Source organism: Ralstonia edaphi (genome assembly GCF_958350185.1).
GTDB lineage: Bacteria > Pseudomonadota > Gammaproteobacteria > Burkholderiales > Burkholderiaceae > Ralstonia > Ralstonia edaphi.
The window spans coordinates 51,216-74,399 of record NZ_CATWHI010000007.1 but is presented as its reverse complement, the minus strand read 5'-3'; the positions used below and the strand labels follow the sequence as shown (position 1 = coordinate 74,399).

At 60.7% G+C, this 23,184-nt stretch carries 18 protein-coding genes and 1 tRNA gene; 7 read left to right on the top strand and 12 right to left on the bottom strand.

What is annotated here, in order from left to right:
• Positions 1–211: 211 nt before the first annotated feature.
• Both R2669_RS21635 and R2669_RS21630 read left to right on the top strand, forming a co-directional pair.
• On the top strand, positions 212–1,342 hold the full coding sequence (locus tag R2669_RS21635; protein WP_316901991.1) for a porin: 1,131 nt from the start codon (positions 212–214) through the stop codon (positions 1,340–1,342).
• Between the two features lie 145 nt (positions 1,343–1,487).
• Positions 1,488–2,486, top strand: coding sequence for a Bug family tripartite tricarboxylate transporter substrate binding protein (locus R2669_RS21630; protein WP_316901990.1), 999 nt, complete (start codon positions 1,488–1,490; stop codon positions 2,484–2,486).
• A gap of 6 nt (positions 2,487–2,492) precedes the next feature.
• On the opposite strand, the gene kdpE is transcribed toward R2669_RS21630, so the two are convergent.
• From kdpE to hisC, 3 genes are all read right to left on the bottom strand, one after another.
• A complete protein-coding gene (gene kdpE / locus R2669_RS21625; RefSeq protein WP_316902078.1) occupies positions 2,493–3,197 on the bottom strand; it encodes a two-component system response regulator KdpE in 705 nt (234 codons plus the stop codon).
• Positions 3,198–3,268: 71 nt separating this feature from the next.
• Complete coding sequence (locus tag R2669_RS21620; protein ID WP_027680422.1) at positions 3,269–3,580, bottom strand: high-potential iron-sulfur protein; 312 nt, start codon at positions 3,578–3,580, stop codon at positions 3,269–3,271.
• Positions 3,581–3,905: 325 nt separating this feature from the next.
• Positions 3,906–4,973, bottom strand: coding sequence for a histidinol-phosphate transaminase (gene hisC / locus R2669_RS21615; protein ID WP_316901989.1), 1,068 nt, complete (start codon positions 4,971–4,973; stop codon positions 3,906–3,908).
• 436 nt (positions 4,974–5,409) lie between these two features.
• Between hisC and R2669_RS21610 the strand changes: the two genes are divergently transcribed.
• Positions 5,410–5,676, top strand: coding sequence for a helix-turn-helix transcriptional regulator (locus R2669_RS21610; RefSeq protein WP_316901988.1), 267 nt, complete (start codon positions 5,410–5,412; stop codon positions 5,674–5,676).
• A 552-nt stretch (positions 5,677–6,228) separates the two neighbouring features.
• On the opposite strand, the gene R2669_RS21605 is transcribed toward R2669_RS21610, so the two are convergent.
• The 6 genes from R2669_RS21605 to R2669_RS21580 form a co-directional block, all read right to left on the bottom strand.
• Positions 6,229–7,374: a hypothetical protein gene (locus R2669_RS21605; protein WP_316901987.1), complete on the bottom strand. Its 1,146-nt coding sequence runs from the start codon at positions 7,372–7,374 to the stop codon at positions 6,229–6,231.
• A gap of 69 nt (positions 7,375–7,443) precedes the next feature.
• The gene (locus R2669_RS21600) at positions 7,444–8,013 is read right to left on the bottom strand and encodes a recombinase family protein (protein WP_316901986.1); all 570 of its coding nucleotides are present in this window, start codon (positions 8,011–8,013) and stop codon (positions 7,444–7,446) included.
• Positions 8,014–8,015: 2 nt separating this feature from the next.
• A complete protein-coding gene (locus tag R2669_RS21595) occupies positions 8,016–8,231 on the bottom strand; it encodes a hypothetical protein (RefSeq protein ID WP_316901985.1) in 216 nt (71 codons plus the stop codon).
• A 501-nt stretch (positions 8,232–8,732) separates the two neighbouring features.
• Entirely contained in the window at positions 8,733–8,969 is a 237-nt protein-coding gene (locus R2669_RS21590; RefSeq protein ID WP_316901984.1) for a hypothetical protein, read from the bottom strand.
• Between the two features lie 349 nt (positions 8,970–9,318).
• Entirely contained in the window at positions 9,319–10,572 is a 1,254-nt protein-coding gene (locus R2669_RS21585; RefSeq protein WP_316901983.1) for a DNA primase family protein, read from the bottom strand.
• Positions 10,573–10,827: 255 nt separating this feature from the next.
• Positions 10,828–11,457, bottom strand: a complete 630-nt coding sequence (locus R2669_RS21580; RefSeq protein ID WP_316901982.1) for a hypothetical protein — start codon at positions 11,455–11,457, stop codon at positions 10,828–10,830.
• A 1,276-nt stretch (positions 11,458–12,733) separates the two neighbouring features.
• Between R2669_RS21580 and R2669_RS21575 the strand changes: the two genes are divergently transcribed.
• Both R2669_RS21575 and R2669_RS21570 read left to right on the top strand, forming a co-directional pair.
• On the top strand, positions 12,734–14,275 hold the full coding sequence (locus R2669_RS21575) for a hypothetical protein (RefSeq protein ID WP_316901981.1): 1,542 nt from the start codon (positions 12,734–12,736) through the stop codon (positions 14,273–14,275).
• Positions 14,259–17,879 carry an ABC-three component system middle component 1 gene (locus R2669_RS21570; protein ID WP_316901980.1) on the top strand — a complete coding sequence of 1,207 codons (3,621 nt, stop codon included), beginning with the start codon at positions 14,259–14,261 and terminating at the stop codon, positions 17,877–17,879. Before R2669_RS21575 ends, R2669_RS21570 begins: the two co-directional genes overlap by 17 nt.
• Before the next feature lie 604 nt (positions 17,880–18,483).
• On the opposite strand, the gene R2669_RS21565 is transcribed toward R2669_RS21570, so the two are convergent.
• From R2669_RS21565 to R2669_RS21555, 3 genes are all read right to left on the bottom strand, one after another.
• Positions 18,484–18,690: a hypothetical protein gene (locus R2669_RS21565; RefSeq protein WP_316901979.1), complete on the bottom strand. Its 207-nt coding sequence runs from the start codon at positions 18,688–18,690 to the stop codon at positions 18,484–18,486.
• A 1,372-nt stretch (positions 18,691–20,062) separates the two neighbouring features.
• Positions 20,063–21,091, bottom strand: coding sequence for a site-specific integrase (locus R2669_RS21560; protein WP_316901978.1), 1,029 nt, complete (start codon positions 21,089–21,091; stop codon positions 20,063–20,065).
• A gap of 143 nt (positions 21,092–21,234) precedes the next feature.
• Positions 21,235–21,310, bottom strand: a tRNA-Arg gene (locus R2669_RS21555).
• 381 nt (positions 21,311–21,691) lie between these two features.
• Here R2669_RS21555 and R2669_RS21550 point away from each other — a divergent pair.
• Both R2669_RS21550 and R2669_RS21545 read left to right on the top strand, forming a co-directional pair.
• Positions 21,692–22,585: a c-type cytochrome gene (locus R2669_RS21550; RefSeq protein ID WP_316891841.1), complete on the top strand. Its 894-nt coding sequence runs from the start codon at positions 21,692–21,694 to the stop codon at positions 22,583–22,585.
• Between the two features lie 175 nt (positions 22,586–22,760).
• The gene (locus R2669_RS21545) at positions 22,761–23,174 is read left to right on the top strand and encodes a surface-adhesin E family protein (protein WP_147218727.1); all 414 of its coding nucleotides are present in this window, start codon (positions 22,761–22,763) and stop codon (positions 23,172–23,174) included.
• Positions 23,175–23,184: the final 10 nt, after the last annotated feature.

The following is a 23,184-nucleotide window of genomic DNA, read 5'->3' as shown; positions in this document are numbered from 1 at the left end:
CCTTGTTGCAGGCCGATTTGGTGCAGTGCATTAAGAGCGATGCGCGCTTACCACACTTGGTAGAACGATTCCGTGAATTGCTTTGCCGCGCATATGGGCTTTTGTTAAATTTGCGCGGCACTTCCGACACGGAAGTTAAGGAAACGGAGGAGCCCAACCTCATGCACACGGGGTCGGGCGGTTTGAGACAACTCTTTTATTACGAGCCCACATGAAAAAGTCTGCCATTCTGGTTGCAGTTGGCGCCCTGTTCGCAGGTTCTGCCTACGCCCAATCGAGCGTGACGCTGTACGGTATTGTCGATACCAGCATTCACTACATCAACAACGCCAACCAAGCTGGCAACAGCGTGACCCAGATGGAAAGCGGTGCTGTGTCGAACAGCCGCTGGGGCCTGAAGGGCTCGGAAGACCTGGGTGGCGGCAACAAGGCACTGTTCGTGCTGGAAAGCGGCTTCAACTCGGACTCGGGCCGCATGAGCAGCTCCGGTACGCTGTTCAACCGTCAATCGTTCGTGGGTCTGTCGAACAAGGACCTGGGCACCATCACCCTGGGCCGTCAATACAACTTCGGCTTCACGACGGGCGGCAACTTCGACCCGCTGGGCGTGGGTAACTACGACGGCAACTCGTGGATGTACTACGGCCTGACCGGTCTGCGTGAATCGAACATGCTGAAGTACGAAGGCAAGTGGAACGGCCTGTCGGTCGGCCTGGCCTACGGCTTTGGCGAAGTGGCTGGCGCTGCTAGCCAGAACTCGTACGTTGGCGGCACGGTGGCCTATGAATTCGGTCCGGCCTACATCGGCGCCTTCGCACAGCAGCACAAGGACGTTGCTGGCAACAAGCAAACCGTTTGGGGTATCGGTGGTAACTACACCATCGCCGCAGCCAAGCTGTTCGCAGGCTACATCGACAGCAGCGACGCCACGGGTTGCGTGAACAGCTCGGCAAACTGCGTCGGCGGCAGCGCCTTCGGCCTGAACATCTACGGCAACGCCACCTCGGGCGCTGGCCTGACCCCGGGCGCCACGAAGCGTCGTGACCACGTCGGCATCCTGGGCGTGACGTACAACATCACCCCGGCCCTGGCTCTGACCGGCGCGTTCTACTACGACAGCATCAAGAACGCCGCTCTGACCGCCGGCAACGACGGCAAGCGCTACACCGGCGTGCTGCTGGCCGAGTACGCCCTGTCCAAGCGCACGCAAGTGTACGGCACGGTCGACTACAACAAGGTCAAGGACGCAGCTCTGCCGGAACTGTCGGGTGGCGGCAACGCAACCGGCGTTGGCAAGTCGAACCAGACGAGCGTTGGCGTGGGTATCCGCCACATCTTCTAATCGACACTGTCACGCGATTGGGAATGGAAAAGGCGCCTTCGGGCGCCTTTTCTTTTGCCTGCTGTTTTTGTACGTCGCCAGGGCGAGCTTGCCTGGGCATCGGCCTACAATGTTCCTTTCCGTTTCTCCCCCCTGACATTGCGCCATGACTTCCGCACGTACCGCCCGCCGTCGTCTGATTGCTTCTGCCGTGCTGCTGTGCGCCGGCCTGCCGCTGCTGGCCACCGTGCCTGCCCAGGCGCAGGACTATCCGGCCAAGCCGATCCGCATCATCGTCGCGTATCCGACTGGTGGCATTTCCGACAACGTGGCGCGTGCGCTGGGTGAAAAGCTGTCGGCGCAACTGGGCCAGCCGGTGGTGGTGGAAAACCGCGCCGGTGCCGGCGGCAGCATCGGCATGGACGCCGTAGCCAAGTCGGCGCCCGATGGCTACACGCTGGGCTTCTCGTCGGTCAGCCCCCTCACGCTCAACCCGCATTTCGGCAAACTGCCGTATGACCCGCAGAAAGACATCGCGCCCGTGGCCAACGTCATGTACGCACCGATGATCCTGCTGGGCACGCCGTCGTTCACCGGCAAGAGCTTTGCCGACATGCTGAGCCAGTCCCGCACCAAGCCGGGTTCGATCCGCTGGTCGACATCGGGCCTCGGTACGGTGGGGCATCTCGCGCTGGAGCAGATCAAGTCGCAGGCGCGCGTGGATATCACGCTCATCCCGTACAAGGGCGGCGGTCAGCAATTGACGGATGCGCTGGGCGGCCAGGTGGAAGTCATGTCGACCAACGTCGGTCCGACCTTGATGCAACACATCAGCAGCGGCAAGCTGCGCCCGTTGGCGGTGGGTGCGCCGCACCGGCTCGACGCGCTGCCGAATGTGCCGACCTTCACCGAACTCGGTTACGCCAAGGCGAACATGGCCTCGACCTTCGGCGTGTTCGCGCCCGCCAAGACGCCAGCCCCCGTGATAGCCCGATTGAACGCCGAGATCAACAAGGCGCTGGCCGCGCCCGATCTGCGCGAGCGCCTCACGCAGGCCGCCGTGGTACCGGCGGGCGGCACAGCCGAGCAGTTTGCCGCGGCCATTCGCGCCGAATACGACAGCAACGGCCGCATCGTGCGCGCTGCCGGCATCAAGGAGCAGTGAACCGGCTTATGCCGTGAAGCGGTACCCGACACCGACTTCGGTCAGCAGGTGTTCGGGCCGCGCGGGGTCGCGCTCCAGCTTGTGGCGCAGATGGCCCATGTAGATGCGCAGATAGTGGCTGCTGTCGGAATGCGCGGGGCCCCAGACTTCGCGCAGCAGCTCGCGGTGCGTCATCACGGTGCCGCGTCGGCCGAGCAGCACCGCCAGCAGCCGGTATTCGATCGGGGTGAGATGCACCGCCTCGCCGTTGCGGCTCACCAGGCGGCGCGCCAGGTCCACTTCCACCTCGCCGAAGCGGATGACGCTGCCGCCGTCTTCGCCACGCTTGGCGTGCCGCCGCAGCAGCACGCGCAGGCGCGCAACCAGCTCGCCCACGCCGAAGGGTTTGGTCAGGTAATCATCCGCCCCCGCATCGAGCGCGTCGATCTTGTCGCGCTCATCCACGCGCGCCGAAAGCACGAGCACCGGCACTTCCGTCCAGGTACGCAGCTCGCGAATCAGCTGCATGCCATCGCCATCGGGCAGCCCCAGATCGAGGATCACCGCGTCCGGCTGACGTGTGCCCGCTTCGATCAGGCCACGCTCGACGCGGTCGGCTTCATGGACTTCGCAGCCTTCCTCCTCCAGTGCGGCGCGCACGAAGCGTCGGATGTGCGGTTCGTCGTCGACGACGAGGACGGTGGGCGTGAATGTGAACGGCATGGCACGCATTGTAGAGCGAGTGCCCATGAAAAAACGGACTCCGCAGAGTCCGTTTTTTCATGGGTGCGATACCGCTTCGCTCAGGCCTTTTTGGCCCAGGCGCTGCACCAGCCCTTGTTGGCGACGTCCTTGCCGGCGAACAGCGGACAACCGCCTTGCGCAGCCGCACCGCCTTGGTACAGGGCGCAGTTGCCGCAGTGCTGATCCGGCGTGTGCTTCGGGAACTTCGCCTTGTCGGCCTTGGTGGTGTCAGCCACGTAGCCCAGCGCCTTGGCTTGCGGGTCGCTTTCCGCCACCATCGGTGCAGCCAGTGCCAGGTCCGACATCGACATGACGGCGCCCGCGGCGGCCACGATGGGGATGCTCTTCAGGAATTGACGACGATTGGACATGCTGATTCCTTTTGTGGGAGTGTGTTGTGTGGCGTCCCGTGCCGCCCGCGCGTTGCTCAGGCTCGCCCTAGGGGACAGCGGACGGCGTCGGCGCGCCGTTTACCCGCTCGTGCATTCTGGCACAGCAATCGGCCTGCGGCATCTGCGTACGGTCAATGTTCCGCATACCTCAGTGCAGCAATCGGTTGCCTCCGTGGCCTTCGATCCACACTGCGCCATGCCGCGGATGCACCGTGTGGTCGAGGCATGCAGCCATCTGCGCCGGGCGGTGCCCTCCAAATGGCCGGCGGACCCCGGTGGCAATTTGCCGCAGACGCCCGCGTACTTACTTCAGCAGACCTTGCAGCGCCTTTAAGAATGCGTCGCATTCATCGTCGGTGCCGACGGTAATGCGCAGATGCTGATCGATGCGCGGAAGCTTGAAGTGGCGCACGAAGATCGCCTGCTCTTTCAGGCGCGCCGCCAGCGTGGCGGCATCGTGACGCGGGTGCCGCGCGAAGACGAAGTTCGCCATCGACGGCACGACCTCGAACCCCAGCGACTGCAGCGATTGCGTCAGCCGCGTGCGGCTCGCCATCACGCGTGCGCACGTGGCGCGGAAGTACGCATCGTCTTCGTAAGCCGCTTGGGCGGCAGCTTGCGCCAGGCGATCCAGCGGATACGAATTGAAGCTGTCCTTCACGCGGTTGAGCGCTTCGATGAGCGCCGCGTGCCCGAACGCGAAGCCCACGCGCATGCCGGCCAGCGAGCGCGACTTCGACGTCGTGTGCACCACGAGCAGATTCGGATAGCGGTCGATGAGCGCAATGGCGGACTCGGCGCCGAAATCGACATAAGCCTCATCCACCACGACGACCGACGACGGGTTCGCGGCGACGATCCGTTCGATTTCCGCCAGCGGCAGCGCGTGGCCGGTCGGCGCGTTCGGGTTCGGGAACAGCACACCGCCCGCGTCGCCAAGATAATCATCGGCGCGGATGGAGAAGTCGTCCGCCAGCGGCACCACTTCGCACTGCACGCCGTACAGCCGCGCGTAGGTCGGGTAGAAGCTGTACGAAATGTCGGGAAAGCGCAGCGGCTTGTCGTGTTTGAGCAGCGCCTGGAAGACGTGCGCCAAGACCTCGTCCGACCCGTTGCCCGCAAAGATCTGCTCGGGCTTGAGGTCGACCTCCGCGGCGACCGTCTCGCGCAGGCGTCGCGAGAGCGGATCGGGGTAGCGGCGCAGGCTGTCGCCGGTCTCCCCCAGCTCTGCCGAGATTGCTGCCACCACACGCGGCGATGGCGGGTATGGGTTCTCGTTGGTGTTCAGCTTGATGGGCCGCGCGATGGCTGGTTGCTCGCCCGGGACGTAGGGCACAAGTTGCTGAACGATATCGCTCCAGTAACGGCTCACAGCTCGACTCCTGATGGGGTGACTATCTCTTCAAGCATGCCCGCAGCCCGATCAGCGGATCGAAAACGCAGGGGAGCTGAATAAGGTTCGGGGATAGGCAGGCCTGCACGTTGCGGCGGAAGCGCGGTTCTGGCGTGGGAAAACCGTACAAGTCGCGGCAATCTTTGATTTTTGGCGCGCCCGGCTGGGATCGAACCAGCAACCCCTGCCTTCGGAGGGCGTCGCGGACGGGCATGGTTGCTGGTTCGGCCCAGCAAAATCAAGGACTTACCTTACCCTGAGTCGCGGCATGTTACCGCGATTTACTGCAGCAAGTGCAGCGAAATTGCAGCAAGAGTGGCCGGCACCGCAAGCGAAGTAGCTGCGCAAAGATGCGGGTAACTCACGGCTATACTCATTGCAGTCATGTGACTGCACGATATAGCCATGTGACGCTGTGGAAGACCTTCTCACTCCCAAGACACTCGCCGCCGCCCTCGGCTTGGCTGAGCAAACAATCTATAACCGCCACTCGACCGGTGGCGATTTGCCGCGCTGCATCAAGCTCGGCCGGTTGCTGCGGTTTCGCCCGGTCGACGTTGAAGCGTGGCTCGAAAAACAACTCGGTGCGACCGAAAATCCGGTTGCCCCGGAAGGGACACACGTGCCGCGCCACCGCGGTCGCCCAACTAAGGCGGAGCAGGTCGCAGCTCGGCGCACGTAGAATTTCCGGGCTGGCAAGTTGGTCAATCTCGCCGCAAACGGATGCAGCGTTAGCCTTTTCGCTGGCAGTGTCCCAATGGGACACACTCGCGTGCTGCAGTGTCCGAGTCGGACACTTTACGTGTGAGTACCAGACTCGAATACGTGCGGGACTATCTCTCAGCAGGCCCGTGTCCATTATGGACACGGCGACCAGAGTCACGTGTCCTTAAAAGACAGAGGCCAATCGACGCATCCGGCAATGAGGCTCACCCGTTCTGGTAGGAATGTGTTCCGAATCGGAGCGCTCGCACCCACGATGAATGAGAGGCACCACGGCGCGTAGGAACTACTGGCCGACAGCACATTTTTGGCAAAACATTGCCATAGCTTGTTCTCCCCGGGAGGGGCGATAGTTGGGCGTCGGAAACAAACCGACCTAACCAACCAGGAGAACACCATGAGCAACCTCAACGCTGCCCCGAACAATCCGAACTGGCCGAGCCGCACGGGCGAGCCTTCCGGCGGCGGCCGCGGCAACAATCCGCCGTCGAAGGGCAAGTAACGCCCGGCGCTACGGGTTGGTCGGCGTTGATTTGGCCAACCCGGCCAGCGTAGCGCCATGTTTCCGGTGATACGCCAGCCAGAAGGGATACCGGTCGGCCGCCCAGGACTCGAAATCAAGGTGGCCGAAAGGGTAGGCGGGCCACGGCCACCAGGCCGTCGGCTCGCGGTGTTCCAGTGCCTTGCTGGCGAGGTCTTGGCTGAGATAACCCAGCAGGTTGACAAGCCTAGCCGCATTCAACTGCCGATAAAGGATGTCCCGCTCGTCCAGGAGCCCGTGCGCTGTCATCACTTTCGACAGCGTCTTCGCCTCCGGAAAGTTCTTCCCCGAACTCCACCGGTAAAGCGTCCCAATCTCCACCTCGGGCTCGCCATGGCCGTTGTCCAGTATCTCAGGGACTGAGGATACCGCCAGCCGCCGTTTCAGCTCGTCGAAAAGCAGGCTGGTCGGATTGCGGCCTCTCTGCGCGGTTGACGGCAGCAGGCAGGCAAATTGAGGTGCCGGCAGCTTCCTGCCCTCAGCGTCATCGAGGTCCCAGGCTGCCAGCCAGCCCAGGTGGGCATCCATGGCCATGGCGATAGTCACTGGAAGCGCGGCATTCAGGCTCGTCGCTCCGCGCAGCACCTCCAAGGCCTCCGGCCAGACTAGGGCGCTCAACAGGGGGTGGGTGCTGATGTATTCAACGGCGCCAGGCGTGTCACCGGCCTCGAGCAGCTGCTGGGCGTGCCGGCCAGCTCGCTCCATCAAGATTTGGTGACAATGCCGACGCTCCCACGTGTCCGGCTCGATGCCAAATCCGAGGTACATCGATTCGATAAGCGTCAGATTCTCGAGTCGCTCGCGGGCTTGCTCGCAGCCCTCCAGGGCCAGTCGCATGTCGTCAAACAGGGAGGGCGCGTCCTCATCGGAGGCAATCTTGTCCAGGACGTCCCTGAGTGCCTTCGCGAGGGACTTTTCCTTTGGTGGCCCCGCCTCTGTTCGACGTGTTAGGCGCCGGAACTGGTTTCCCAGGCCCTGCTCCTCGAACGCGACCTGGAACTGAATACCGAACAACTTCAGGTACGCGCCCGGGATAAAGCTGAAGAGCCCCACCATCTGAATGGGCGCGGGGTGGCCTTCAAAGGGGTAGGGAAAGTTGAGCGGCGAGCTCGTCATTGCTTGCTTGGTAATCCTGTACGAGGCTTGGCCGAGTTTGTTCGCCCAAATCGACGATGTTCCCCGGCGCTATTGGGTGGGGCGGCGGCTCGCAGCCTGCAGACTGTACAGCGTAGAGCGCGACACATCGAACTGCCGGCTAATTTCAGCAACTGACATCTCCCTATTCTTCATCAATGCCAAAGCGGCTCGCTGTTGCTTGACGTCCAAGCGCCGCGGGCGCCCGCCCTTGCGGCCTCGAGCTCGAGCTGCTTCCAGGCCTGCCATAGTCCGCTCTCTGATGAGTTCACGCTCAAACTCGGCCAACGCAGCAAACAGATGAAAGATGAGTTTGCCGGAAGGGCCGCTGGTATCGACGGCCTCCTTCAGGGACTTGAATGTGACGTCGCGTGCTTCCAGGTCGTTGACGATACGGATGAGGTCCTGCACGTTTCGTCCGAGCCGGTCGAGCCGCCACACAACCAGGGTGTCGCCTTCTCGTAGCGCCTTCAGGCAGTGGGCTAGCTCCGGTCTATCGGCTGTCTTGCCGCTCGCCTTGTCTTCATATGTGCTGGTGGCCCCGGCTTCCTTCAGGGCGTTCTGCTGAAGGTCTAGCGACTGCTCGTCGGTGCTGACCCGCGCGTATCCGATTACTGCCATGCTTACCCTTTTCCGGATGTTGATTGTTGGAGGAAATGTTGAACATCTGAATGGGTATAGCCCGGCGTGGTGGTAATGATTTCACGTATGTTCAGGAAACCATCGTTTTTTGGATAGGGTGGCAGCGTCTCTCGCATTGCTGCCACCATTGAAGCGCGCGCCTTATGCGAAACCGCCACCTTTGCAACTGCAGAGAATGGTGATTTTGGATGGTGCATGGTCTGGACAACCTTACGCAGCGTGGCTTTTGCGTAAGGTGGCGTTTTCGCATAAGCGTCGGTGGCAGCATCGCCCGCAGTGCTGCCACCGTTGAAGCGCGCTCCTTATGCGAAAACGCCACCTTTGCAACCGCAAAGAATCGGGATTTTGGAGGGGGCGTGGTCTGGAGAGCCTTACGCAGCGCGGCTTTCGCGTAAGGTGGCGTTTTGGCATAAGCATCGGTGGCGCCATCGCCCGCAATGCTGCCACCGTTGAAGCGCGCTCCTTATGCGAAACCGCCACCTTTGCAACCAAAAAGAATCGTGATTTCGGGCGGTGCATGGTCTGGAGAGCCTTACGCAGCAAGGCTTTCGCGTAAGGTGGCGTTTTGGCATAAGCACGGCCCGCGCGGAACAAAGGTCGCCGCAATTGTGCGACCTTAAAAAGTTCTATGGAAAAAGGTCACGAGAATTGGGCTTGCACCATGGTCAGGACAGCCAAAGTCACAAGGAATGTTCCGGTCAGCGCAATTCTTGCTTGAAATATGAATATCTAATCACTTTATCGGCTGTCGCAAAGCGGCGCTCGCACAATTCCGGTGACCTTTCCCCTTGCTCTGACACGATGGCCATAAAAAACCGCTTTTCGGTACATTGCGAGGTTTCTGCGCCAATACTTTCTTGCAGTGTCGCCAGCTTTGCGCAGTGTTCTGCTGCCAATGGAGAGTAGCTTGCGTTTCGCAAGATGTTGGCAGGCAAGTGGGATTGCAGAGGCTTTTCGACTGACACGAGCTAATCACGGCTGGCGTTGACGTCCCTGGTCAGCGGCTTGGGGCGTGGGGAGCGCAGCATCCCCACATCGGACCAGACTTGGGGTCCGGTCCGGTCATGAAAATGTGCAAGGACTGCGCAGTCTTTTGTTCGTGACCAGGTTGACCAGGTGCCGGTACAAATCTCCTGCTGGACTGTTTCCTTTTGTGTCCATCACGGAAGGGAAAATGAATATATGGGCTCCGAGAGTTTTCAACGGAACCCGGTCTGCGCGGTCTCATCAAAAAACCACCGCTTTTGGCGGTGGTTTGGCTGCCCAGGATTGCTGGCTGGCGGGTCATAGCTGGACGTTGCAAGTTCTGATGCGCCCTGCTTTGGTAAGCATGCGCCCCTCAGCGACAGCTCCTACCGAATCCGGCAAGCGTTTCCAGAACTTGGGCGAAGCTACCGGCACCATCCCGTTCTCGCGGCACCAGCCTGCGTAGTTCGCATAGACGTCGACTTTGGCCGTTTCAACCGTCGTGGTGAGTTCGATGCTCATGTCGCTGCACCACGCCTGGACCGAATTCGTTTCCGTTCGCGCAGACTGGACCGCGACGCGCATTGGCGTGGGCATGGCTTCGTCAAACCGGCCTCGAGCTAGTAAGCGCTGCAGCCCTTCAAGCGCCCAATTTAGAACTCCGGACAGTTCTCGAGCGATGATGCGCTTGGCCAGCAGTGGGTCACGCTCACCTTCAGAAATTTCCACCGAGAAGGGTACAACATCGAACCGTCGCCAAAAGCCGGTGGATTGGTCAGTCACAGCTGGGATGTGATTCGCGAGAATCAACCACTTGCCGTTGACGCGAACCGTGATGGGGTCACGATATTTTCGGTCAATTTGGACAAGCTCGCCCGCAATCAGCGACTTCATGGCCTGTTCGTTGATATTCCGCTGGGGCGCTTCATCGCAATAAATCAACGAGGCGCCAATCATGCTTGCCATGCGGAAGCCGTCCAGGCCATCCAGTTGAACCGCTGCGGTACGCTCGTGCAGCGCCTGGACCAGGTTGGCCAGGGTACCTTTCCCGTTCGCACCTGACCCAAGCCAGATTTGGGCGCGCTGGAAGCGGGCGTCCGGTAGCAACGTGTAGCCAACGTATTCCTGCACACGGGCTCGCACCCCCTTATCTGGCAGGATGCGCTCCATAAACGCGTTGAATTCAGTGGGGGCCGGCGCTCCAGGGTCGAAGTCGCAGGACAGGACGTGTCTTAAACCCAAGGATTTGTCATGGGGCTCAAGCACCAACCCGTGCTCAAGGTGCAGGTACCCATTGTGGACGGGGATGACGGTGGTCTCGCTGGGCTCACCGAGCATCGGGAGCCAACGGACGGCGGTTTGATAGGCTGCGCGCGCATTGGCGGCATTGATTGTGCCCCGGCCGTCGGATGCAATCCACTTGAGTGCCATGCGTTCCCCCATGGCATCGTCAATGGCCTTCCAATGGGTTCCAGTCCACTCGTACAGCAGACTGTTGTCTGAAGCATAGATGCCGGATTTCTCCAGCTTTTCAGCGAATCGGATTGGTTCGAAGGGAGGGGTGCGGCTCATTCCTGCCTCCAAGCCTTCTTACCAAACTCCGACGCCGCCAAGGGCGTCAGACGGCCCATTTTGCTCATGGGCGACAAAACTCCCTCTAATAAAAGGGCATCGTGTTGGGTCGCCGTGGAGGGCGCAACCAGGCCGGGCGTTGTATGCAGTTGGTGCATGTGTTTTGTCTACGAGAAGCAGTCACATGACTGCTTCTTGTATAGCCCGAAAGGGCCTTCATGATTTGCAAGGCGACCGGTCTATTCGCATCGTCCTTCATGCAACATTCAGACGTTCACCGTGGCTGACCTTCTGAAGGTAAAAGAGCTGCGGGAACGGGCCGGCGTAGCCACGTCGGCCTGCCTCCTGGAAGAGGGCCCAGGATTGCGCCCGTACACCGTGGAAACCAGGTTGGCGCGCAATGCGCTCGAGTGTCTCGGCCAACGCAACGTAGTGTCGCTGGGTCGCTTGGTGAGCCAATAGAGCATGCAGCTCAGCCATCTCCTGCTTTGGCCGACGCCAGGTCCATGCCGTCCGTTCACGTGCGGAGTGGCGGACCAACTCATAGCCCAGCCAGGTCAAGCGAGGCGTCTCATCGACTGAGCGCAACGACTCCTGCTTCAGGCCGTTGCCTTCGGTAGCCAGCAGTAGCCATTCCACCTTCGCTGCTTCACTCGGCCAATACAAGACCAGGACGGCGCTCGCCAGCCCTTTGCCTTTCCGTGCGAGGCGCTGCGCTGGCGAGCAGCCGATGCCGTACAGCGCGTGAAACTTGTGGGCCAAGGCTTCAGCCTTGTCGACCCTTACGGTTCCGCAGGTGTATCGGCAGTATCCCTTGGGCACGCTGTCGAGGATGCGGGCCAAGGCGGCTGTCTTGCTACGGGCAATCGGTGTGGAGGAGGGCATGAGGGTTCCGGGTGAAGGTGATACCCGGTATAGCCAATTGCCGCGCCGATGCAGTGTGATTGGGGTTGGCGGGGATGAGACGTAATGATGTTCCGTGCGCAGCACGGACAAGCAGGAAGTGAGCCCGGAGAGTGCCTCAGGACGACCGGCTGAAGCCTCCCCGCCGAGCAAAACGGGGATTGAGCGGATGGTTATTTCACAGCCTTTAAGACTACGCCCGTGGAAGTTGTGGCCGTCCTCACCGGGGATTCGGGCTCAGTGACTACTTGGCTCAGAGCTGGCACGCGGTGAAGCATTCTGTGGCGCTGTTCTGGCCTCGCCATTGCCGCTCTCCTGCGCCACATTATGCGGGCAACCACTGCGCGCAAATCATTGCTTGGCTTGGCTCGGATATAACTACGCAAATCCTCAATAAGCTCCTCCTCCGAGCCCTCCTCACAGAGGTACCAAAGCAGTGTGCGTTTGGAGACCGCCTCCAAGGCACGTCTACTCAATTTGCCAGCGACATATCCTCGCGCAGCCTTCCTGAGCAAAGGGAAGACCTTTGGGTTGTAACCCCATTCCTTATCCGCGTAGTGATTTATTTGCGCTTCGAACTCATCCAGCAACGCGGGAAGGTCCGCATTGGGCTCACCGGAGAAGACAACAAAGTCGTCGAGACTGTCTGATAGCAATGTAGATACTCCTAGTTCTTCGCACGCAGCGGAGGCGTGCCAAAGCGTGAATGCCGCTACGAGAGCAGCGGACCAGTGCCAACTGGCACAAAAATCATTCACAGCGCTCCACGCTTGGGTGGGGCGAATATCTACATTTATAAAGTTGTCACAAAACAACAATTTTGTCAATCGGCCATTTTTCGTCGACTTCGTAATCAACGTCTAAAACTGGGAAGGGCCATGAGCACAAAAACCTCAATCAAACTGCATGCAAATGCACTCACCCCCTCCCAGCTCAATGGCAAAAGCGACCGTGATACTGGTAGGACTTTTACTCGGTGTGTCAGAATCGCCAAAAAAAAGTGGTGGGGGATTGAATGGTCGCAGTTCTCGATGTTGACTTGGGTGTAGGTCTCCCGCGCGGAGAGGTTGCGATGGTTGTCGCCCAGCCTCACGTTGTTTTCGTACCGCAGGAGCCTTTCACGTGGGCTCCTGCCGAAAAGCAAAGGGCCCTTACGTGTATCGATGAGACTCTGGCAGTCTCACGAGGCTGCCCGCACGGCGCGGACAAAACGCACTTCACCGTCTTCCCAGAGTGCACGATTCCAGGACTGGAGGGTGTGGACCGCATTACGGCGGCCATGCAGGCAGGAGACTGGCCGACCGAAACGGTTGTCATCGGAGGGGTAGAGGGCCTGACCAAAGACCAGTTCGCTGAACTGGTTCAAAGGCCGAACACCACTTACGACTCTGTCGAAAACCGCCTTGACCGCATACAGGCGCATCACTGGGTAAACTGTGTCGTCACTTGGGCGAAGCTACCGACCGGTGAAGTACGCAGTTGGGTGCAGCCGAAGCTTTCTCCTGCTTGGGTTGAACTGGACGTCAACCACATGTCGATGTACCAGGGACGTTCAATCTACGTATTCAAGGGTATTCACTCGAACGTCGATGCGCCGTACCAGTTCGCCACCCTGCTTTGCTTCGACTGGATTGGGTCAGCGGGTCCCAAGCGGATGTGGGAGTGGCTGCTCGACGGAATTGCTGCACGGGCTGGGCAGTTGGGCGCCACCCTTCCTTTGACGTGGTTGTTCGTCGCGCAATGCAACCCAGCGCCGTCCCATCCCTCGTTCATGGGCCAAGTGGGGCCCTTCTTTGACCCCACCCAGTATCCGAGAGTCGCGCGGGACGAAACCTGCTTGATTATGGCTAACGTAGCTGGCAAGGCGACACCTGGCGCGGCTGAACAGTTCGGTCAGTCCTCTATCATCGTGACTCCTAGCCGATTCGTGCGCCCAGAGTGCATGCCAACGTACGGCAACGGAGGTGTGTCGCAGCGAGGAGCAGACGTTTTGGAGAACTTTCGGGACGCTGTTTTCCGCGAGCGCGGAGCATGCATCCACTCGTTCTTGGTCGCCCATCCGTCCATGCTGCCTCCGGGGTCCGCAGGCCGGCGATTTGCCGTGCGCGAACCGTCCGTGCACCCATTTAATGGCGTAAATGACCCCAGGGCACCCAACGGCCCCGTGCCTGCTGTCGTCAAGTGGATGAACGACCAGTTGGACGAACCTTCAAAGTCGTTGGCTACAAGGTACATCCATCTGCCTTTGACTGCCGCGGCAGGCGCGGCACACCAGCGGATGGTCGGTGAGCTCCGAACGTTGAAGGCGGACGCTCTTGGCAACACCGTGAACTTTGCCAGTCTCACAGCTTGCAAAGGAACGCCGGACGAATGGAAGGTCGGTGAAGGCCATGCCGTGAAGCATCTGCTACACACCTTCTCGATTCTCGATGTGGCTCAATATCCGACGAAATTTCATGGAAACGGTGCTCAGGCGACCATCGTGAAAGGCGAAACGAGCCTGGAGGTAATCGCCGTAATGGGGGATAGCCATGAGGACTGCGACAAACATGTTCTCAACTGCTTGCCGGCGCACAAGGGGCAACTCGTAGTTGTCAGCCGAGACGAGGACAATACCCCATGGGACCCGCGCTTCAAGTCCATCTATGACCAAGTCCCCGACGAGCCATCCACTGAGGCAAATTTCACCCAGCCAACTAGCGCCATCATTCGCATTGGGTACCACGACGTGCTCGACGCGTATCGGAACGCGGCGAACGAAGCCGAATTGAAAGAGGCACTCGATGCAAAGCTCTCCTGAGATTTTGGGCCTGCCGGCAGAACTGCGGTCCACTTTGACGGGCCTCATGCAAGGGGCGACATTCTCCGAAGAGGTCCTGCGGGGCGATTGCCTGCCCGTGCTGATGATGTTGCGCCAGCATGCCTTGACCGCCTTCGCGGTCGGTGAGCAAGCCGACTATCAGCCGCTGTATGAAGCCTTCAAAAAACACTACTTGAAGAACAGCGCAGAGTGGTCGACGAAGGACCTGGCATTCGTGTACTGCCTCCCCGCGGACGCCGAGATTGATGCTGACTTCTGCTCTCGCGTGGAGGTCGACGTGTACTTCTGCAGGAAGTACGTTGTTCGTCTCGACGGTGACCTCGCTAATAGTTTGGCCAGGCTGCCCTTCCTTCCGCTTTCGCCAATAGCCCCAGGCGTACAGACGAGACCGCCATCGGCCCAGACGCTGCTTCGCCAACACAATCTCAGAGCGGACCTTGCAAAGGCGCTCGTGGTGCCGTCGACGACCAGTGCATCGAGAATTCTGAGTGGATGCCTTGCTGGCACCTATGGCCCTCCAGAAGCTCTGCAATCGGCAACAAGCCCCAGCGCGACCACCGCTGTCGGCGAGGACCGGGCTCAAGCCACCCTGAAGTCCATTTCCATCCAGAACTTCCGGGCCTACCGAACGAAGAAGGTTTTCGAACTTGGCTCGGCGGTAACCATACTGTACGGTCCCAATGGTTTCGGAAAGACATCGTTCTTCGACGCCCTCGACTTCGCAGTCACCGGTGGCATTGGCCGCCTCGCCGACGCGCCGGGCGGGTTAGGCCGTGTCGCAAAGCACCTCGACAGCCAGGGCGAGTCCACCGAGGTCTCACTGACGCTCGTGCGGGAAGGCGAAACGCATGTCATCACGCGCAATCTTGCTGACCACAACAATGCCTTGGTTAACGGCAAGGTTACACCACGCAAAGAGGTTCTCAGTCTGCTGACTGGCGGTACAGCACCGGGTGCCGACAGAGTTGACAGCCTGGTGGACCTTTTCCGAGCAACGCACTTGTTCAGCCAGGAGAACCAAGAGCTCACACAAGACGTGGCGTCGAAGTGCGAGCTATCCTCAGAGCTGGTCTCACGGATGCTCGCCTTCGAGGACTACGCGAGCGGCCTCAAGAAGGTCGAGGAAGTGCTCAAGCTCGCAGGGCAAGTACACAGCAAAGCGTCCGCTGACATCCTCAGTGCCCAGCAGGCCATCGCGCATGAACGCGCGGAACTGGCACGCCTGGAGGGACTTGCCGCCTCGGATACCTCGTCAGAAGCGCTGGACGCCCGCTTCGCTGGTCTGCAAGAAGCAATCTCGACCGCTGGTTTCGACATGTCTGGGATTGCCTCGCGCGACACTCGAGGGCTTCGGGCGATGCTGAACGCAGCGGCTGCCGAGGCAGTCGCTTGGCGGGCGGCGCTGTCGCGCGCCATTGAACAGGTCGGGAAACTGAGCACACTTCGTGGGCAACTTGAGCCGGTGCAAGCTCTGTTGACCGAGCGGCAGGCCCAACTACAGCAAGCCGAAACGTACGAAAAGGCTGCGTCGGAACTTCTCGGCACCTTGTCCAGCCAGTTGGCCCAGCTGAAGACTCAGGAGCAGGGCCTTCAACTTCGTCGGGACTGGCTCGCCTGGGCCGTATCGGTCCAGCCCGAGTATGAACAACTAACCAAGCAGGCTTCGAGCCTTTCTGCGGGGCTGGCCACAATATCTTTGGGGTTGAGTCAACAACGGGCGACCCTCGAACAAGCGCAAGCCGCTCAACGCGAAGCTGCAGCTTCGGTTCAACGAGCCGAGACTGCCCTCAAGGCCGCATCGGAGAGGCGAGCACGCCTCCAATCCGTCAAGGATGTCGCCACAGCGTGGGAACGGTCTGCGCCTACCCTAGACGAGTTGCTGAACGCCGGTACTCAATTGCAGGCCTCAATCGAGGAGCTGCGGAGGCAATTCGGAGCGGCCCAGCAGGCCGCGCATTCGCAGGAAATCGTAGTCGCTCGAGTCGAGCAGGAGCTCGCCGAGGCCAGAAGTAGTGACTCCAGGCTCAAGGAGCTCATTTCTGAGCTTCGCGGCCATGTGGATGGGCCAATTTGCCAATTGTGCGGACATGACCATGGAAGCACGGAAGGCCTATTGGCAGCTATCGACCGGCGGATGCAGCACGGCGACCGCGTCGTCCAGCTGAGCGAGACTGCGACGACGCAGCGGGCAGAACTCCAGACCCTCATAGGCCAGCGGCAAGCGCTTGCCGAGCAGTTGAAGCAGAAGGAGCAACAGCTTACTGATGCCCAGGTACAGCGGTCGCAATTGGAAAAACAACGTGCGAACTATGAGGCATCGCTGAGTTCAGTTGGGCTTTCGCTAACCAGCGAAACGTCGCAGCAGATACAGGGCCTCAATATCCAAGTCCATGAGGACGAGTTGAACGCTGCGGTGGCGGCGGGCTCAGCGAGGCAGTTGCTCGAAACGGCTGAAACCGCGCTCACATCAGTTCAGGCGGGTTATCAAGCGCTCGACGACCAGAGGCAAGCAACCGAATCAACGCTGAACGATACGCGGAAGCGTATGGCCCAGTTGCTCCATGACGCCAATCGGGGCTCCGTCAACCTGGCGAGCGGTCTACAGGCACTGGCAGATGCGGCGCGCGCCACGGAAGAACAAAGGGTCTCGACGAGCGCCGCAGCTCAATCGGCAAACGAACAGGTCGACCGTCAGAAGGCAGTCCAGGCGGCAGCAAAGGCGGCCGTTGCGGCCGCTCGAACCAGCCATCGGCAGGCGAATCAAGCTTGGACCGAGTATCAATCCAGCATTCAGTCGGTACTGTCGGAGCTGGCAGCTGCAAAGTTCGACAGTGCCGTGTCGCCAGAAATGCTCGGTCAGCAAGTGGAAGTCGCCACGGCACGCGAGGTGTCAGCACTAGCGTTGCGCGACCGCGTTGCGGAATTGGAGGTGGCGGTTGACACCGCAGCCACGTCCGCTGCGTTCGCGAACATCCGCCAGCGCATTCTTGCCAACGAGGCCGTGGTGCAGGAAGCAACTGCTCAAGCGCAGAAGGTTCGCCCGTGGGTGGAGTATTTTGCTGAGGTCAAAAAGCTTCTCAGCGCGCAGCAAGCCTTCGCAACGGACCACTTCATCGCCGAGTACGGGCCGCGAACCGCCGTCATTCAACAGCGGCTTCGTCCCGTCTATGGCTTCGGTGAAATTGAAGTGTCCAGTAAGGAGTCGGCCATCGGCATCCGTGTGCGTCGCAACGGAGAGACGCTGCGGCCGACAGACTTCTTCAGTCAGTCGCAGGTGCAGACTCTCGTCCTGGGGCTTTTTCTGACCGCCTGTAGTTCGCAGACCTGGTCGGGCTTCTCGTCCATCATGATGGACGACCCGGTCACTCACTTCGATGACCTGAACACGTATGCCCTACTCGACCTGATTCTTGGGTTGCAGAGTTCGCCTGAAGGCGAGCGGCAGTTTGTCATCTCTACTTGTGATGAGAAACTGCTGCAGCTTGCTCGGCACAAGTTCCGTCACATGGGGGCGGCCGCGAAGTTCTACCGCTTCCAAGCTATCGGCGCCGAAGGCCCTATGGTGTCCGAGATTTCTGCATAGCAGGCTGCCGCCTGGAGCTATCTTGCGCGCCATCACCGGAGGTTTTCTTTGAATTGCGGCGCGCCCGGACGTCTTCCATCATCACGCGAACGATTGACGGGTTAGCTTGTGCGAGTTGTCGGTATTCGGCGTGAAAGCCGTAGAGTCGATGCAGTGCGACGGCGACTGCGCACGACCGCGAGTATCCCCCCTCGCAATGGATAACCACGGACGCAATTTCACCAGGCAGTGCATCCACGAAAGACCGAATGGCATGACTATGCTCCGGTGTGAAAGCATGGCGGAGCTTTCCTCGTGCTCGCTCGGACAAATCTGGGTTAAGGAAATCGACATCAGCAAAGCTCAGTCGTAGCAGGTGGGCAAAGCCCCTGATATCGGCTGGCGGGCGCTCTGGTGCAGTGATGGAGATAACAGCAATCGACGGTAGTTGCGGCAGCTTTTCCGCATCTGCTCGCGACAGTGCGAAGACTTGCCGCGAGCCGTCCGCAGGCGGCCGGTACAGCTTTCCAACAATATCAGTCAATCGCTGAGGCATTTCATCTGTCAGAGAAGGGGCGCACAATGAAGTTTGTGTAACGGGCTACGTATATTGCGGGTGCCAACGCTATGTTCGTCTGTTCTTGGCAAGCTTCGCCCGACACAGTTCGAGCTCCTTGCTCAACTCATCGATGTCACGTTGCATAGTTGCGGCTCGACGCAGCAAGCGTGCAACCTCATGCCAATAGGCACGTCCCAAATCTCCCTCATCTAGCGCCAGTTCGTGGATTTTCCGCAAGGCGACATCCAGTTCAATCGAGGTTTCAGAAGCCATCTGCGGCGCTCTCCTGGGTAAAGACGCAGTGCGCTCAACGGATAGATTGCGCACGACTCGGCCATCGAGGGAGCTCGTGTTTCGAGCTAACCTGAAGGCTCATCCGATGGGCCGTGAGGACCCGGTCGGCACCCACGCTACCAACCACCGTGAGGCCACGTCAACGCTGACGCGAGCTCAGTTGGCAACTTGAAAATTCCCCGTTATACGACGGCGTTGCGTGCGCGCAAATGTGGGCAATGGCTCGCGCTATACCGCAGTAGGTCATGCAGTTCGTAAGGGCAGGCACCTCGGTGAAGACCGAGATGGCTCGCACGCGCGGCAGCCTGCTCAGTGAGCCTTCCAATGCAATGCGGAGGGTTCAGCGAGCAGGCCGCCAAACTGTAAACACACACGCCCGAAAGGGCACGCCGGGACGCCATCCCGGCAGGTTTCTGGTCGCCAACCTGGAACCGAGCAAACGCTGTAGCTGCATGCCTCTAATAGGGCTGGTGCGGCTGCGAAGGGCGCTGGAGGGTGCAATTCCCTCCTTCGACCCAATCCGGTCGGCTTTCCTGCCGACAAGAGGTTGGGCGACACGGAAACGGCGTCAGGCAGGCAATGGCCTGATGACCTGTTACCTGGTGAAAGCCGGTGCAAGACCGGCTCGGGGGACGTACCGCAAGGGCGTAACCCGTACCGCACACGTAGGCTGATGAGCGTGCAGCGATGCACGAGGGCTGCAAGGGGAAACCTGGCGCAGTCGGCACCTCGGGAAACCGTGGGCCTCTGGATAGCTCAAGCGTGTAACGGCGCCCCTCGAAGGGCGCTGTGCGGAGCAACGTGAAGCCATAGGCATGAAGCCGTGGTTCGTAGTCGATGAAACATGAACTGAGTACCTGAGCCGCTATGGAACATCGGGCTGGGGAAACCTGCGGGGAGCCGGAAGGCTAGGGGATTGTGGAGACAGTGGCGTCACGTTGCGCAGTAGCTGGTAACTAACGTGGGAACCTCTCTCCGTACCGTGTCGGGTGGCACCGCGCGGGCTGATGGCAGAGAGGGGGAGACTGACTGAGTAGGGATTGACTCGTTGGGCGATACGACCGAAGCCCATGGGGAGCCACAACAGTGGCGGCACGGCTGGCACCGTGTTCCGAAAGGTTGGAGCGTTTGCGAAAGTGTGTGGCCAGGCTTGGCGGCCTGTTGCAGTGAAGTGCCGTCCTTTCCGCTTGGCGGCGGGAGGGACGACCTCTGACCTTGGTAGGTCGGACAGCGAGAAGAGGCAGTATCTCGTAGGTACTTTTTTACTCAAGACCGGGCGTCATGCTCGATGCCCGGTCTTCTCTCTGAGGCCTGCGCCCGGCCGCGACCTTGACTGCGGTAGAGGGGGCCGTCAATTCACCGAAGCGCGCAGGTCGGGGCCGGATGGGGCGCTCACTTTCCGGACGGCAGTTACCAGTTCCTGGTCCGTCGGGTTGTAATACCGCATTGCCATCTGCAGTGTCTTCCAACCCATGACCTTGGCCAGGGTGGACGCAGGCATGTGCGGCGCGAGCCGAGATGCAGCTTCGTGCCGCAAGTCATGAAAACGCAGCCCGACAACGCCCGCCCGTTCACAGGCCCGACGAAATGCTGCGCTGAGTCCCCTCGAATCGTAGAACGACGTCAACCGCCCGCCATGAATTGACCGGGGAAGCGCCAGAATCGCTGCTTCTGCCCGCTCGGACAGCGGCACCGACCGCGCATGCCCGTTCTTTGTGAGGTTCAGGCGGATGGTGTGATTCGCGAGGTCGATTTGTTCCCAGCGAAGCTTCACGATTTCACCTGCACGCATCCCCGTCTCGATGGCAAGGACGATACAGAAAGACAGTGTCGCAGCCCGGCTGTTATGAGCCGCCTCTACCAATCGCGATTCTTCATCGTCGCGTAGGCGGCGCTCCCGGTGGTCCTTTTCTCGTGGTTTGGCAATGCCAGCAAGCGGGTTCCCGACCGGCAGCGACCACTCGTTGTTCGCGTGGGTGAACACGTGTGAGATGATGACCATCTCCCTTTTGACAGTGGCCGGGCTACAAGTCTTCAGGCGCTCATTTCGGTAGCTTGCGAAATCCATGCTGCGCAAACTGGCCAGAGTTCGAGCCGCGAGCGGATGCTTTTTCAGGGCCCGGATGCGAACCATCTCCGTTTCTCGGCCCCGCTTGGCGGACGTGACTTCCACCGCGTAGCGGTCGAGCAACTCGCCAAATGTTGTGGTCTCAAGTTCCGACCGGTCGACGAACGAGCCGCGGTTCATCTCGTTTTCGACAGAGGTCGCCCATTTCTCGGCGGCCTTTTTTGTCTCGAAGGTCTTGGTTTGGGTGGGGTAGCCCTTGCGGCGAACTTGGGCTTGGTACTGATGGGGGCCGCGATTGAGGATGGTAGCCAATTCCTGTTCCTGTTGATGATAGGGAACAGGGTATAGCTCGTCAGACCGTTGATGTTTGCAGCAGGAGTGCAGCAAAAATGCAGCAACAAATCTGTAAGCATCGCAAAGCGAGGCTTGAGCTTGAGGTAAGTCCTTGATTTTGTTGGCGCGCCCGGCTGGGATCGAACCAGCAACCCCTGCCTTCGGAGGGCAGTACTCTATCCATTGAGCTACGGGCGCATATCGGCACAGAACGCACCGAAAGAGAAGCCCCGCAGGATAGCGCATTTGGGCGCAAGCGTCCATCGCAGGCCCATGAAGGGCCCGGTACGGGGCGTGCTGCAGCAACGTTTCGTTGGGTTTTTGACGCAGGTCGAAAAGCGGCGCCTAGGGCTGTCCCGCGTGTCAAAGGCCTAGGCATTGCGGATATAATCGCGCGTTATTTGCCAGAAGAAAGACGGGGACAGGTCTGTCTGGGCCGACACGGCGATTCAATCGTCATGGTCTTCCTGCCCTCATCGCGATCCAATGCGGCCCCCATGCACTCCCGGCGATGCTCGTGACCTTGCCGGTGGCGCTTCGAGGGCTCCAAGAGCGGTTCCACCATCCTGAGAGTTGAGCATGAGCGACGCGCAACACGACGAACACGAGCCTCTGATCAAGACCCCCAAGCAGCTGATCATCGCGGTGATCGCCGCCTTTGCCGTTCCCATCCTCATCATCATCCTGCTGGCCAATTACGTTGGCCTGGGCGCCAAGGAAGGCGCGGGCGGCTCCGGCATGTCGGAAGAGGCGGTCAACGATCGCATCAAGCCCGTTGCGCAGCTCGAACTGAAAGACCCGAACGCCCCGCGCGTTTTCAAGACGGGCGAGCAGCTCTACAAGGAAGTCTGCGCGACCTGCCATGCAGCAGGCGTTGCTGGTGCGCCCAAGTTTGGCGATGCGGCAAGCTGGGGTCCGCGCCTGTCGCAGGGCCTCGATGGCCTGACGAAGGTGGCGCTGGCCGGCAAGGGCGGCATGCCTGCACGCGGCGGCACGTCGCCGGATGACGTGAGCGACTACGAAATCCAGCGTGCCATCGTCTACATGGCCAACTCCGCTGGCGGCAAGCTGCAGGAGCCGGCCGCACCGGCGGGCGCTGCACCGGCTGCTGCCGCATCGGCACCGGAAGCATCGGCGCCTGCGGCTGCATCGGCTCCGGCCGCTGCTGCACCGGCACCTGCTGCCGCGGCACCCGCCGCACCGGCTGCTGCTGCCGCACCGCAAGCCGCCGCAGGCGAGGTCGGCAAGAAGGTCTACGATTCGACCTGCCAGATGTGCCACGCCGCTGGTGTGGCCGGCGCGCCGAAGTTCGGCGACAAGGCCGCCTGGGCGCCGCGCATTGCCGAAGGCAAGGCCAAGATGTATGACATCGCGCTGCACGGCAAGGGTGCGATGCCGCCCAAGGGCACGTACGCCGGCTCCGACGACGACGTGAAGGCCGCCGTGGATTACATGGCAGCCGCCGCCAAGTGAGCCGCCCGTATCCGCCGAAGAAGCCCGCCCCGTGCGGGCTTTTTTGTTGCCTGCCGCAGCAGCGTCACGCGTGGGGCATGCGGTTTGCTACGCCTAGTTCGAATGTGCGGAGAACGATGCAGCGATACCGCGTCGCCCCGCATACGTCTGTGCAATGAGGCAAACGGAGGTTGCGATGCGAATGGAACGAACGACGCTGATCTACTGGGTGGCTGCGGCGCTGGCAATGGGTGGCTCGGCGGCCATGGCGGCCGACAACTGGGTCAAGCTCGCCCCGCTGGCCGACAACGCGGGCTCGCTCTATCTGGACAAGGACTCCATCGAGCGCAACAAGGACGGCACCGTGCGCGCCACGACGCGCGACGCCTATGACGCGCCGCGCAAGCTTTCAGACGGCAGGGCGTATCAATACGACACCCGCACATCCGTCTACGACTGCAAGGAAGGCCGCATCCTGCCGGTCAGCGCACTGATCCAGGATAGCCAGCACGGCACGGTGCTGACCAAGACCATCGACGGCCCGCGCTGGGAGGCCGTCGTGCCGCGCTCAGAGGGCGAGGCGATCCTGCACGCCGTCTGCCAAAAGTAGTGCGCTGACG